General features: G+C 54.9%; 14 protein-coding genes. 3 read left to right on the forward strand and 11 right to left on the reverse strand.

What is annotated here, in order from left to right; all coding sequences use genetic code 11:
* Positions 1-7 precede the first annotated feature (7 nt).
* From J4772_RS21855 to J4772_RS21885, 7 genes are all read right to left on the reverse strand, one after another.
* The gene (locus J4772_RS21855; protein WP_247740813.1) at positions 8-859 is read right to left on the reverse strand and encodes a carbohydrate ABC transporter permease; all 852 of its coding nucleotides are present in this window, start codon (positions 857-859) and stop codon (positions 8-10) included.
* The gene (locus J4772_RS21860) at positions 859-1,755 is read right to left on the reverse strand and encodes a carbohydrate ABC transporter permease (protein ID WP_209071379.1); all 897 of its coding nucleotides are present in this window, start codon (positions 1,753-1,755) and stop codon (positions 859-861) included. Before J4772_RS21860 ends, J4772_RS21855 begins: the two co-directional genes overlap by 1 nt.
* Before the next feature lie 78 nt (positions 1,756-1,833).
* Entirely contained in the window at positions 1,834-3,126 is a 1,293-nt protein-coding gene (locus J4772_RS21865) for an ABC transporter substrate-binding protein (protein ID WP_209071380.1), read from the reverse strand.
* A gap of 113 nt (positions 3,127-3,239) precedes the next feature.
* Entirely contained in the window at positions 3,240-4,925 is a 1,686-nt protein-coding gene (locus J4772_RS21870) for a sensor histidine kinase (RefSeq protein WP_209071381.1), read from the reverse strand.
* On the reverse strand, positions 4,922-5,737 hold the full coding sequence (locus J4772_RS21875; protein WP_209071382.1) for a response regulator transcription factor: 816 nt from the start codon (positions 5,735-5,737) through the stop codon (positions 4,922-4,924). The genes J4772_RS21870 and J4772_RS21875 overlap by 4 nt, the downstream gene beginning before the upstream one ends.
* Positions 5,738-5,782: 45 nt before the next feature.
* Positions 5,783-6,790 carry a glycosyltransferase family 2 protein gene (locus tag J4772_RS21880; RefSeq protein WP_116064933.1) on the reverse strand — a complete coding sequence of 336 codons (1,008 nt, stop codon included), beginning with the start codon at positions 6,788-6,790 and terminating at the stop codon, positions 5,783-5,785.
* Complete coding sequence (locus J4772_RS21885) at positions 6,791-8,587, reverse strand: phospholipid carrier-dependent glycosyltransferase (RefSeq protein ID WP_209071383.1); 1,797 nt, start codon at positions 8,585-8,587, stop codon at positions 6,791-6,793.
* A 149-nt stretch (positions 8,588-8,736) separates the two neighbouring features.
* Here J4772_RS21885 and J4772_RS21890 point away from each other — a divergent pair, with 149 nt between their 5' ends.
* Entirely contained in the window at positions 8,737-9,015 is a 279-nt protein-coding gene (locus tag J4772_RS21890; protein ID WP_209071384.1) for a YtxH domain-containing protein, read from the forward strand.
* Positions 9,016-9,103: 88 nt separating this feature from the next.
* The gene (locus J4772_RS21895) at positions 9,104-9,310 is read left to right on the forward strand and encodes a hypothetical protein (protein WP_116064936.1); all 207 of its coding nucleotides are present in this window, start codon (positions 9,104-9,106) and stop codon (positions 9,308-9,310) included.
* Positions 9,311-9,479: 169 nt separating this feature from the next.
* On the opposite strand, the gene J4772_RS21900 is transcribed toward J4772_RS21895, so the two are convergent.
* From J4772_RS21900 to J4772_RS21915, 4 genes are all read right to left on the reverse strand, one after another.
* The gene (locus tag J4772_RS21900; RefSeq protein ID WP_116064937.1) at positions 9,480-9,824 is read right to left on the reverse strand and encodes a hypothetical protein; all 345 of its coding nucleotides are present in this window, start codon (positions 9,822-9,824) and stop codon (positions 9,480-9,482) included.
* A 91-nt stretch (positions 9,825-9,915) separates the two neighbouring features.
* Positions 9,916-10,680 carry a sigma-70 family RNA polymerase sigma factor gene (locus J4772_RS21905; RefSeq protein WP_116064938.1) on the reverse strand — a complete coding sequence of 255 codons (765 nt, stop codon included), beginning with the start codon at positions 10,678-10,680 and terminating at the stop codon, positions 9,916-9,918.
* Entirely contained in the window at positions 10,677-11,117 is a 441-nt protein-coding gene (rsbW, locus tag J4772_RS21910; protein ID WP_209071385.1) for an anti-sigma B factor RsbW, read from the reverse strand. The genes J4772_RS21905 and rsbW overlap by 4 nt, the downstream gene beginning before the upstream one ends.
* 29 nt (positions 11,118-11,146) lie before the next feature.
* On the reverse strand, positions 11,147-11,470 hold the full coding sequence (locus tag J4772_RS21915; RefSeq protein ID WP_246016984.1) for an STAS domain-containing protein: 324 nt from the start codon (positions 11,468-11,470) through the stop codon (positions 11,147-11,149).
* Positions 11,471-11,653: 183 nt separating this feature from the next.
* Between J4772_RS21915 and J4772_RS21920 the strand changes: the two genes are divergently transcribed.
* Positions 11,654-12,871 carry an NAD(P)/FAD-dependent oxidoreductase gene (locus tag J4772_RS21920; protein ID WP_209071386.1) on the forward strand — a complete coding sequence of 406 codons (1,218 nt, stop codon included), beginning with the start codon at positions 11,654-11,656 and terminating at the stop codon, positions 12,869-12,871.
* Positions 12,872-12,969 lie beyond the last annotated feature (98 nt).

Raw genomic sequence — 12,969 nt, forward strand, 5'->3', positions numbered from 1 at the left:
GTCCGTCTTAACCTTTAAGCGAGCCCGATGTCATTCCTGCAATGACGTACTTCTGCATCAACAGATAAAAAACCAGAAGAGGCGCAATAGAAAGGAATAGCATCGGGAACAAACTCGTCCAATCGACCGAGAATTGTCCGATATTTCTGAATACTTCAAGCAATAACACGCCTTTATCGCGGGACTGAAGGAAAAGCAGCGGCGTAATAAAGTCGTTCCACGTCGCCAGCATGTTCAGAATGGCGACCGTAGCGACGACCGGCGTCAGCAGCGGAAGCGTGATCGTCAGGAACGTCCGGCTTACCGAGCAGCCGTCGATTTTCGCCGCCTCCTCCAGCTCGATCGGCACGGTCGAGGAGATAAAGCCCTTGAACAGGAAAATCGAAAACGGAAGCCCGTAAGCGATCTCGATCAGAATGACTCCCGCAAGCCGATTCATCAGCCCGATGTCCGATACTAGTTTGAAGAGCGTCAGAATTCCCATCTGATAGGGAACCATCATCCCGGCAAGGAACAGAACGTACAACAGCCTCGAGTAGCGGCGATTCCTTCGCGCCAGCGTATAAGCGGCCATGGCGGAGAACAGAACGATGCCCGCAACGGCTCCCGCGCTGATGATCGCATTGTTCGTCAACGCTCTCATATAGTTCATCGTATCGAACGCCTTGACGTAATTGTCCCATGTCCACGTCTCCGGAAGGGAAAGCGGTTGAAGCAGCGCTTCGGCCGGCGACTTGAACGTCGTAACGAACAAATAGTAGACGGGAATGATGAAGATTGCGGCTATTATAATCGCGGATGCCTCGAAAGCCATGGGACCCAGCCGCCGGAGAATCGGACTCCGTCTCATGCGCTGCATTAGCGATCCCCCCATATTTTGACCAGTCTAAGCTGGACTAGCGTAATAAGCCCTACCAGAATGACGAACACGATGCCGAAAGCCGCCCCTTGGGCGTAGAATCCTTCTCCCAGCCCTCTCTTGACCATCAAGGAGACGATCGTTTCGGTCGCATGCCCGGGGCCTCCGGAAGTCAGCGAATAAATGATGTCGAATACTTTTAGCCCGCTGATCATCACCGTTACCGTACAGAACGTAATCGCCGGCGCGAGGAGCGGCAGCGTGATGCCCCGGAACGACTGCATGGCGTTGGCTCCGTCGAGATGGGCCGCCTCGTAGTATTCCGGATTGATGCTCTGCAGGTTGGCCAGATAGATCACCATGTTGTAGCCCGTCCACTGCCACACTTGCGTGAAAATGACCGAGTAGAGCGCCAGCTTCGGATCGCCGAGAAAATTGACTTTGTCCAGACCGATGCCGCTTAACGCCTGGTTGATCAATCCGTAATTGGAGGTCGAGTACAAGTAGCTCCATAGAAACCCGATAATCAGCGGACTGAATACGGCAGGCATGAAGAAAATCGAGCGCAGCGCCAGACGGGTTTTCAGCTTGCGGTTCAACGCCACGGCCAAAGGAATAGCTAGGGCATTAATCAGCACCGTGGACAGAAGCGCATAGATCAGCGTATTGCGAATCCCGATCGCGTAAATGTCTTCGTTGAAAATACTCGCATAGTTGCGCAGTCCGACGAACGAGACGTCCCGCGGATTGACGTCGGACCAGTTCGTGAAGCTGTAGACGAAGGTGCTTGCCGTCGGATACAGGAAGAAAAAAGCGTAAATCGTAAGTGCCGGGAGCAGCAGCATGGCGTAAGCCGGCTCCCATTTGCCATTCCTGAATAATCTAAGAGGTTTCATTTCGGTCCATCGTTTCCCTTCGTCCCGGCCATAAGGAAAGAACGGCGCGGACTCGCCTCGCCGTTCTCCCCTCAGACCTTACTTGCTGCGGAGAGACGCGGCTTTCTTGTCCACCGCTTCCAGCGCTTGCTCCGGCGTCGCTTGATCGCCGACGACGGCTTGGATCAGCTTGCCAAGCTCGTCGATAATCGGATTGCGCAGCGTTCCCCAGCCGTTAGGCGGGAAATAGACGTTGCCGGCTTTGAACGCTTCCTGCGCATCGTTGTATTCCGGCGGCATCTCGAACACGACGCCTTTCAGATAAGAGGAGCCTCCCTTGTTGTCGTTCCAGTAAGCCTGCTGGCCTTCCGGCGTGGAGAGCAGTCCAAGCACCTCGAAGGCCGCTTCCTTGGCCGGAGAGTTCGCGTTGATGCCGAAGGCGACGCCGGGTCCGCCGACCATCCATCCCGGTCCGCCCTTCGTGCCGGGATTCGGAAACATGCCGATGTTCATGTCGGGATTTTTCTGCTTGAAGGTTTCCATGTACCACGGACCGCTCTGGAACATGGCGGCTTTGCCGCTCGTAAACTCGTCGATCGCTTGCTCCTCTTCCAGGCCGAGCATGTCTTTCGTGAAAATGCCTCGCTTGAGATATTCCGTCCACGTATTCAGAGCCGGCAGCAGCGCCTCCTTCATCGTCGCCTCGCCCGTCCGGAACGCATCGTCGAAGTTTTTGCCTTCCGGCGTCCCGATATAATCGTTCAACGCCAGAGCGATGAACGATTGCATCGCTACGTTCGCGTTCTTCAGACCGATCGCCTGCGGCTTTACGCCATTGTCCTTCAGCTTCTGCGCAACCTCGAAATACTCGTCCAGCGTCTTCGGAACTTGCAGGCCGTATTGCTTGAACAGATCGATGTTATAGAAAACGCCGTTGAACCAACTCGCCTGAGGCAGTCCGTACAGCTTGCCGTCGAACGTTACGTACGAGGTGCCCGAATCGTAATACTTGCCTCCGAAACGGGGCGTCAGATCTTCGAAATAGCCCAGCTTAACGGTCGTTTCGTCGATCAATCCGCCGATAATGTCCGGCCCCTCTCCTGCGGCCAGTTGGGTCTTAATAATCGTGTCGTACTGCGTGGCATCGATGAATTGATACTCCAGATCCACGTTCGGCAGCTTTTCCTTGATCAAGTCAAGCAGCGTCTTGACGTTCTCTTCCTTGTTCCAATACGCCAATCTGACTTTGACTTTCTCCCCGCCGGCGCTTGGAGAAGCGCTTGCCGCGGCGCTGCCGGAAGGCTCGGTCTTCTTGTCGCCGGCCCCGCATCCAGTCAAGACCAACGCCAGAACAATCGTGCAGGACATCAACAATGCAATCGTTTTTCTCATGAATGACAGATCCCCTTCGTCTCCTCGTGCTTTCTTCAGCGATCCCGGGCAATCGCTTGTGCTGCATGCAAGTTAAGTATAGGAGGAAAGCGTATTCAGTGAAATATCGCATTTTATCGATCTCTATCGATATTACGCTTTGATGCTGCGGCTCCCCCGATCGGGAGTCGAACTTCGACCGAAGTGCCCTTCCCTTCCTCGCTGTTAACGGTCAGACCGTAGGCGTCTCCGTAATACAGCCGCAGCCTCTCCTGAACGTTGACGAGACCGTAGCCGGGAGACTGGTTCGTCAACAGCTTGGCCCGCGTCTCTTCGTCCATCCCGACTCCGGTATCCGTCACGGTCAGCAGCAAATCCCCGGCGTCCACTTTTCCGGTTATGCGAAGCAAACGTTCCCCTTCCCGCTTCTCCTTCAGACCGTGATCGATCGCGTTCTCTACGATGGGTTGAAGCACGAGCTTGATCATACCATGTCCGAATAGGCCGTTCTCCAGGTCGTATTCCGCGTCGAAGGCATAGCCGCACATAATTCTCTGGATTTCGATATACGTTTGCACGTTCGTCAGTTCGTCGCGTACCGAGATCGTTTCCCGGCCTTTATTCAGCGTCGTCCGATAAAACTTGGCCAACAGCGTCACCGTTCTGCTGACGTCGTAAGCGTCCTTCTCGATCGCTTGGGAATTGATCAGAGACAACGAGTTATATAGAAAATGCGGATTGATCTGCGCTTGAAGCGCCAGCAGCTCGGCCTCCTTGCGGGCGATACGGTTCACGTAGGCCTCTTCGATCAGCAGATTGATTCTCTTGATCATATTGGCGAACCGAATCGTCAATTGGCCGACCTCGTCCTTGGAAGGGATAGGGACGATAACGTTCAGATCCCCTTCTTCCACTCGTTTCATTCTTTCGTTCAGCTTGCGGATGCCCAGAAGCATCGTCCTGGAAAACAACAGAATCACGCCGAGCAGCACGACGATACAGACGCCGATAATAACGAGCGTCGCCCTGACGATCCCGACCGTCCCTTCGCGAATATGCTCTTTGCCCGCATAATAAGCGAGCTGCCAGTCGGTTCGCGGAATATCCCGCCGAAGGATCAAGTATTCGCCGGCTTCCGCTCCTTCTTCCTCGGCGAACGAAGAGAAAACCTTGCCGCCGCCCGCGGCCGTAATGACGACTCCGTCGCTCGGTCCGAGCTTGCCCGCCACTTCGCGAATCAAGCCGTTGTAGTCGAAGCGGATGTAGAGCGCGCCCTGCCGCTTCTCCCTTCCCGCCTCATAGATGTTCCGCGTCGCGAACAAGTTCTCGCCGTCGCTCCGCCAGACCACGGATTTGATATTCTCGGTGCTAGCGTACCATTCTTCCCCCCGAACCTCTTCGGCCGAATGCAGGAAATTGCCGAACGGAGAGCTCCGATTTTCCGAGTAGATCACAATCTCTTTCATGTCCGGCATGAAAAATAAATAGTTCCAAAAAATCGGTTCAACGTGCTCGTTCAGCTCGACGGCCAGCTCGTAGACGTCTTTGTCCGGAGCGGCCACTGCCTGAACGACTTTGGGATTAAACACGATCGACTTGATCGGATACTCCTGCCTCTCCAACCGGTAGCTCAGCTCGGAGACGAGCCGGTTCGCAGAGTTCTCCGCCGTCAGCGCGAGCTGCCGCTCCAAATCGGCCTTCGCACTGCGATAAGAATACGTCCCCAATACGGCGATGGGAATAATGATTACGAACAAATAAGAGAAGATAAGCTTCTTCCGCAGCGAGACGTCCCGAAACAGCCGGATGAGCCCGTTCATAGGCTCGTCCCCGACTCCCTGTACTGCACCGGAGTGCATCCGAAGTGGATTTTGAACAGATAGGAAAAATAGGAGGGATTCGCGTAGCCGACCTTCTGGCCGACGTCCGCGACTTTATAATTCGTGGTGACCAGCAGCTTGCTGGCGTACTCCATCCGTACGCGAATAATATACTTGCCGAGATTGTGGCCGGTATGCGTCTTGAACAGATGGCCCAAATAGCTGGAAGACAGAAATACCCTGGACGCCAAATATTCGATGTCCAAATCGGGAGTTCCATAATGCTGTTCGACAAGCTCCCTGACGTCGCGAATCACTTTGCGAACCTGCTCGTCCCTGTCGTCCGAATCCAGCGCCGTACCGTTCTCGGCTTCGTTTCCTTTGTCCAAGCCTGCTTCGGTGTAGCCTCGCTCTTCGAACGCCATGCGAACTTTGGCCGCGTGATCGCATAAAGCGATCGTCTTGTCGATGACGCGCACGAATTCGTCGATGTCGAGCGGCTTCAGCAAATAGTGCACGACGCCCAAATCAATCGCTTCCTTGGCGTATTCGAATTCGCCGAATGCGCTGTATACGATCGTCTGCACGGACGGGTTCAGCATTTTCGCATGCTTGGCCAAGGTCAGCCCGTCCATTCCCGGCATTTTAATATCGGTAAACAAAATATCGAACGGCGATTCCTGAAGCAGCTCCAGCGCCTCCTCGCCGTTGGTCGCGCTAGCGGCAATTAACGGGAGCCCATGGCTATCGATGATTTTGCGAACGATCTTCGTCTCGATCACTTGATCGTCTACAAGCAAGATGTTGTACATGTCTACTCCACCCGTCGGCTCGAAATCAATTCGGACGCGAGCCGCTTATTTTCCGACAGCATGTTCGGCTTCTTTCTCCCGCGACACTTCCGTCTCCTCTTTGAAATTAACCGCCTCGGCGACCAGGTATAGCGGACGCCCTTTGGCTTCCTCGTAGGTACGTCCAATGTATTCGCCGAGCACGCCGAGGAGCATTAGCGTAATGCCGTGGAACAGAAGGCTGATGGCGATCATCGACGTCCAGCCCTGCTGCGTCGTGTCCGTGAACAGACGCTGGTACAGGACGACGAACAGGTAGACGAAGCCGACGGCCGAAAGCACGAAGCCGAGCACGCTGGCAATTTTTAGCGGCTTGGTCGAAAAGGAAGTCATCGCGTCAAGCGACAGCCGGATCATTTTCTTAAGCGGATATTTCGTTTCGCCCGCGAACCGCTCGTCCCTTACATAGTCGACCGACGTCTGCTTAAATCCGGCCCAACTGACCATGCCGCGAATAAAGCGGCTGCGCTCCCGCATCGAGGTCAGCGCGTCGCACACCTTGCGGTCCATCAGGCGAAAATCGCCCGTATCCACCGGAATGTTCACCGAAGTCATGGAACGCAGCAGCCGGTAGAAGGCTGCTGCCGTCATTTTTTTGAACAGAGACTCTCCTTTGCGCTCGATCCGTCTTCCGTAGACGACATCGTAGCCCTCGCGCCACTTGGCGACCATATCGGCGATCAGCTCCGGAGGGTCCTGCAGATCCGCGTCAATCAGTACGACCGTTCTGCCGGAAGCGTGATCCATCCCGGCCGTCACCGCGATCTGATGACCGAAGTTGCGCGAGAACTCCACCAGCTTCACGCGGCGATCCTCGGCGCACAAGGAACGCACGATGTCGGCCGTGCGGTCGCGGCTGCCGTCGTTCACGAACACGATCTCATACGTCTCCCCGAGCTTGTCCAGCACCGACCTCAGCCGGCCGTACGTAACCTCGATCACTTCTTCCTCGTTGTACATCGGCACGACGACCGACAGAAAACAGCCCTTCTGCACGAGTGAATCTCCCTTCATTTAGAAGCCCCAGCTTGGCAGCCAGCGTATCATCACGTTCATCCATTCCCGGCTGATCGTCATACCCGTATACACCGGATAGAACCAAACGAACAGCCCCGTCGCCGCAATCACGACCGCCAGCGTCACTCTGCTTCCTCGATAGCTGCGATCTTCGAACCAGCGAAGCATCCAGACAATGGACAAGATCAGAAGCGGCACCATCGGAAAATAATGATACAGGAACGTAATGCTTCGCGGCGCAATCATCCACGGGACGTAAAAGCTTAAATACGCGACGGCCAGCGTCAGCACGATGCGATCTCTGCGGCGGAAGCCGAGCCACCAAGAGGCAAGCAGCGCGGCCAGTCCTCCCCACCAGACGAGCGGATTGCCGATCGCCGCGATGCTCTGGGCTTCCCCTTGCTCAAGATCCTTGCCGCCGTAATACCAGACCGGTCTCAGCATTAACGGCCAAGTGTACCACTTCGAAGCGTAAGGGTGCTCTTCCTTGACGCCTTTATGGTAATTGTACATATTTTTCTGGAACTGCCACAAATCCTTGTAGCTGTCTTCGGCCTGCGTCGCCTTGATGAACGGCGCATAAGTCGCGGAATACACTCCGACCGGCACAGCCACATAGAAAATGACGCAAGCCATCAGCGTCAACACGATGCGTTTGGCCGTATCGTAGTCCCCGGCCATCCGTCCTTCGCGCCAGCGGCGGAAGAGCGCTAGCACAAGTAAAATCGCCAGCCCGGCTCCTCCGTACAAATAGTTCCATTTGACAGCCGCTGCCGCTCCGAAGAACAAACCGCTAAGCGCCAAATAACCGAGCGCTCGCTTAAAGCCGCCGCCCTGCCATTTCGTTTCTCCGAACCGATACATGCCGTAAAACATCAAGATCGTAAACGTCACGCCCGAAATGTCCACATTGGCCGAGCGGGAATGCACGAGATGGAAGCCCTCCAGCACAAGCAGCAGCGCCGCCAGGAAGGCATATCTCGTCCGTCCGAACATTCCTTTGGCGACGGCGTAAAAGAGCGGCACCATCAACGTGCCGACTACTCCCGCCATAAAGCGCCAACCGTACGGCGTCATATCGAACATTCGCACGCCGAGCTCAAGAATGATTTTGCCTAGAGGCGGGTGCGTATTCTCGTAAGGCTCCATCACCTCTATGAATTCGTAAGCAGTGCGACCGTGGTAAATCTCGTCGAAATACATGCTGTTGCGATAATCGTATCGATAAGGCGCCCATTGCTGCTCGTCGAACACCTCTTGCACGCTGCCCTGAGCAGACGGCGAATTATCGCTTCCGGATTCAATGTTCATGATCGGAATCGGTATGGAATCGACGCCCTTGGTGAAAAAAGCCGCTTCATAGAGACGATAGCCGATACGCTCGGTCGTAAACCTCATATAACGCGCCTCTACCGTCTTGTCCTCCGCCTTCCACGTAAATACGCGATTGGTCTTATGCTCGACCTTCGCATAGGATTCCCATTTTTGTCCGTCCAACGACCATTCGACGTTCGTTTCGCCCTTGGCTCCGGGTCCTTCGTACAAATTCAGCCTGTCGACCGTCCTGACTTCACCGAAGTCGACGGTAAAATTGTCCCCCGCCTTGCCCGGCATCCAGAACGTCTGAGGGGCGGTTCGATTGCCCAAGTCCGTGAAGGTCATAATCGCTGAAATCACGGTTAAAAGCACAACCAGTATAAGATCGAGCGGCGTCCACCGCCGATCCTCGCGGTGATAGGAAGTCGATCTGCCCCAGTGCACCGGAGCGGATCGAGCAGTCTCTTGATAGTCCATTTCCGTCCTCGCTTTCGACTTTCTGCCACAGTTTTTTCCTGTCCCTATTGTAGACGAACCGCCGCTCTCTGGAAAGAGCGCGATTCATTTTCCCCGAATCGGGTAATTCAAAATAAGCACGTTATTGCTAAACCAAGGAGGAATGCACAATGACCGAGACAAACAATGCGATCAAAAGCGCTGTGATAGGCGGAATAATCGGGGCAGCCGCCGCGCTTCTGCTGGCCCCCAAGTCAGGCAAAGAGCTGCGGGGAGATATCCGCGAGCGCTGCGCTTCGCTGCAGAGCCGTACCAAGCAGCTTGTCGCCGACATCGGCGACAAAACGATGGAGGTAGCCCAGCAGGTCGGAGAGAAGACGGCGGAAGTCGCCGACAAAACCCGTTCCGTCCTGACTACCGTCAAAGATGAAATTCGCGATGCCAAATAATTGACCGACGTTCGCCCTTATACGCAGCCGGCTCCCGTTCATATTGTTCGGGGCCGGCTTAGTTCTTACTCATTGGAGGAGATGAACGATGAAATATAACCCTAACGCAAGCGACCGGAGACTTTCCGCACCCATTCGCAAACGCTCGCTGGAAACCGCCGAGAACGGCTCCATGGTTCAGGATTTCGACGATATGAAACGGCTCGGCGAGGATATGAAGCGAATGAAGACAGAGCAGGAGCTCGAGGAAGAAGGCTATGTGAACGACCCGATCCAGCAGGAAACTCGGAAATAATGAGGCTATCGATTATCCGGATCAATTCGGTTTATGGCAGCTAGCCTGATTGTATGATAAAACTCCCCTCGCGGCGATAGGCTTGATTTCATGCCCGTCAGCCGCAAGGGGAGTCTTTTTTAGGTTCGAACCTTCTTAATCGAGATCCTCCTGCACACCACTCGCTTCCTTATCCAAATGCTTCTCTTCGCTCATTCGCCAGCGCTTCAAGCTTGGCTTGCAGCGTGGCTTCGTTCGGCTCGTTTTCGAGCAGTGCGGGAACAAATAGCGCCTCGCAGCCCTCTTTCATAAGATAGGAATCCTTGAGATGATAGCCATACTGCTTGGCAAGCGCATACATTTTGCAGAACTTCTCCGCCGCATCGATGGCTTGTCCCTTTGTCGTGTATATCGCCAATTGATTTCCGAAACCAAGCGGGTTAACGCGGGAGCAAATCGTCAAATGGAAGGCATCGCTCTTCTCCACTACGAATACGTCGCTCTCGAAAAATTCAATTTGATATTGGACTGTCATGGTCACCATCTCCTTTGCGGAAGGCTTATCGCTTCCGATATAGCTAATTACACGCATCGGGAGAAGCTGAAACAGTCGGGGTACAAGTCGATTATTCCGGCGGCTTGATCAGTTTCCGGAGCTTATCGAGAGCCCGCTTCTGAATGCGCGAGATGCTCATCTGAGACACGCCCAGTTCGTCGGCGATCGCCCTCTGCGACAGCCCGGTTACAAACACGAGACGCAGCACCTTGCTCTCCTCCGGATGCAGCTTCTCTAAAGCCTCCTGCAGGTCCAGCCGACTTTCCACATTGGCAAAATCGTCCGACGGCGCTCCGATCAAATCTCCCAGCATCGCAGGGTTGTCGTCGTCCGTCGTCGGAGTGTCCAACGAGGTGTAATGGTACAGCTCCCGTCCCGCCAATATTTCGGTCGTCTCCTCGACTCCAATGTCCAGGTGACCGGCGATCTCCTCGATGTTCGGAGAGCGCTCAAGCTTGCTTGTCAGCTCGTCGATCGCATGCTGGACAACCAGGCTCATTTCCTTGATCCTTCTCGGCACTTGAATGTACCAGGACTTGTCCCGCAAATAATTTTTCATATGGCCGATCATGCTTTTCATCGCATAAGGCTCGAAGGGCATACCTAAACCAGGATCGAATTGCGTTAGCAATCTGAACAGCGCCAGCTGCCCGATCTGAAACAAATCCTCGGCCAGATCGGGCCGATTGCGCGACATTTTGTTCGCCGCCACCTTGACCATCGGCTCGTAGTGCTTAATCAGCCATTCGGCCTTCTTGGCGCATTCCGTGCGCTGATATTCAAGCAGGATCGCCATTGCGTCGTCGGGCAGACGCTCGGAAGAGGATAGACTCATACAGCCTCTTCTGTCGTCTGCCTTTTCTTCGCTAACGTAACCGCGGTCCCGCCGTCTTGTACGACGTCCACGCGATCCATTAGCGCCTGCATCAGGTAAAGGCCCAATCCGCCCGACCGGATGTCTTCGATCGCCTTCCCCTGTTCCACAGGCGCTTCCTTGTTTTCTTCTACTGTAAAGCTGCTGCCGTAATCTCTTACCGTAATGACCAATTCGTCCTCTTCCGTCGCAAACGTCACTTCCAGCCTTCCTCCAGCCTCTCCGTAGGCGTGCAAAACCGCATTATTGCAGGCTTCGGATACGGCAACCTTCATGTCTTCGATCTCCTCGAACGAAAACTTCAGTTTGCTCGCAATTCCGTACAACGTCAGCCTGACCAGATCGACATACTCCGGCAATGCAGGAAGGGTTAACTTAATTTCTCTGTCCGTTGTCATGAAGTCTCTCCTCGCTCCTCTCCGCGAATTCATTTTGCCGACTCCGACTTAATAAGAAACGGCGTAATTCCCGTCATATCAAACAGCTTGCGTATATGGGAAGGCGCCTGTTCGACGCCGAAGGGAATGCCTCGCGCATGAAGCGCTTTGGCTGCGGATATCAGAATTCCGATTCCCGTGCTGTCTATGTAAGTCAATTCCCGAAGATCGATCGCTACCGGGCGATTCGCCTGCTCGATGAGCGGCTGAAGAGCGGCGCGCACTTGGCCGGCCACCTCCAGATCGAACTCTCCCCCAACGTGCAAAACCGCTCGATCGTCCGCTTGCTCCGCGCGAAGCGTCAATTTATCCATGGCCATGTCGTCTCCTCTCGTCTGTGCCCGCATGAAGCCGATGCGTCATACTCCGCTTCGTTTGGGTAATCTTTAAAGAAATGGGCTCTCCAATCTTGTTATAACCCGTTTTTACCTTGTTTGAAACACATTGTATAACAAAAAAAAGATGCGGAAACCTAATCGGGATCGGAGGAAAGAAATATGCCCTTGCATTTCGGGTCGTTATTTTGGCCGAATTCGTATCGGGAGCCAGTCAGCTATCCCGTATTGAGCGGCCGTCTCGGCAAAAGCGTCGTTATCATTGGCGGAGGCATGTCCGGAGTCGTCTGCGGATTCGAGCTAAGCTCGAGCGGAATCGATACAGTTCTGATCGAACAGCAACGAATCGGAACCGGAAGCACTTCCGCCAATACCGGCCTGCTTCAATACAGCAATGATAAAATGCTGAGCGAGCTTATCCGCGCGATCGGCGAGACGGATGCGGCGCTCTTCTACCGGGCGTGCAAGCATGCGTCCGAGAAGCTGTGCGACATCGCCGAGAGCCTCCCGAGAGATACGGAATTCAAAAGACGAAGCAGCTTGTACTATGCCTCCACCCCTCGGGATAAAGAAACGTTGCGAAAAGAATACGACACGCTGGACAAACACGGCTTCGACGCGGATTGGTGGGAGGAGGAGCAAATCGCGGAGCATTTTCCGTTTCGTCGCTCCGCCGCAATCGTCACCCGCGGCGATGCCGAGGTGAACCCTTACTTGTTCGTCCATGCGATGGCCGAAGAAGCGGTCAAGCGCGGCCTCGAAATCTACGAGGGGACGAAGATGCTGCGCGTGGAGCCCAACGGCGACGGCTATACGATTGTTACCAGCGCCGGCCGCATTGAAGCCGAGCATGTCGTATATGCCGTCGGATACACCCCCGAAGCCGCCGGAGGACGCTGGCCCAGGACGAAGCTGCACCGTTCGTACGCCATCGTCACGGACCCGCTTCCGTCTCTCGCCGATTGGCACGAGCGCTTCCTGTTGTGGGAAACTGCGAGGCCATATCTGTACCTCAGAACGACGAACGACAATCGCGTTGTCATCGGAGGGTTGGATGAAAACTTGCGTCAGCCGGTGTCGTCCAAGCAGGAGTTGCGCGCGCACTCCATGAGGCTGCTGGCCGAGCTGCGCCGGTTGTTCCCGGCCTATTCTCCGGAAATTCGCTACGAGTGGAACGCAACGTTCGGAGAATCGGCTGACGGACTTCCCTGGATCGGGGAAGACCCGGATCGTCCCGGCCAACATTATTGCCTCGGGTACGGCGGCAACGGCACCATCTACAGTTGTTTGGCGGCCGAGATTATTCGCGACCGGATTCTCGGCATCCCGAACGCTGTCGCTCCTATCGTCAAGCCGGATCGCGCTGTAGCCGCGGAATGAACCTTGACGCATGCCCAAACAGCCCTTACACGACTTCCGCGACGAAGAGCGGAGTGCCGAAGGGCTGCTTTGGGCTATGCGCATACCGTGATCCCTCC

Source organism: Cohnella sp. LGH, from assembly GCF_017671885.1.
Lineage (GTDB): Bacteria > Bacillota > Bacilli > Paenibacillales > Paenibacillaceae > Cohnella > Cohnella phaseoli.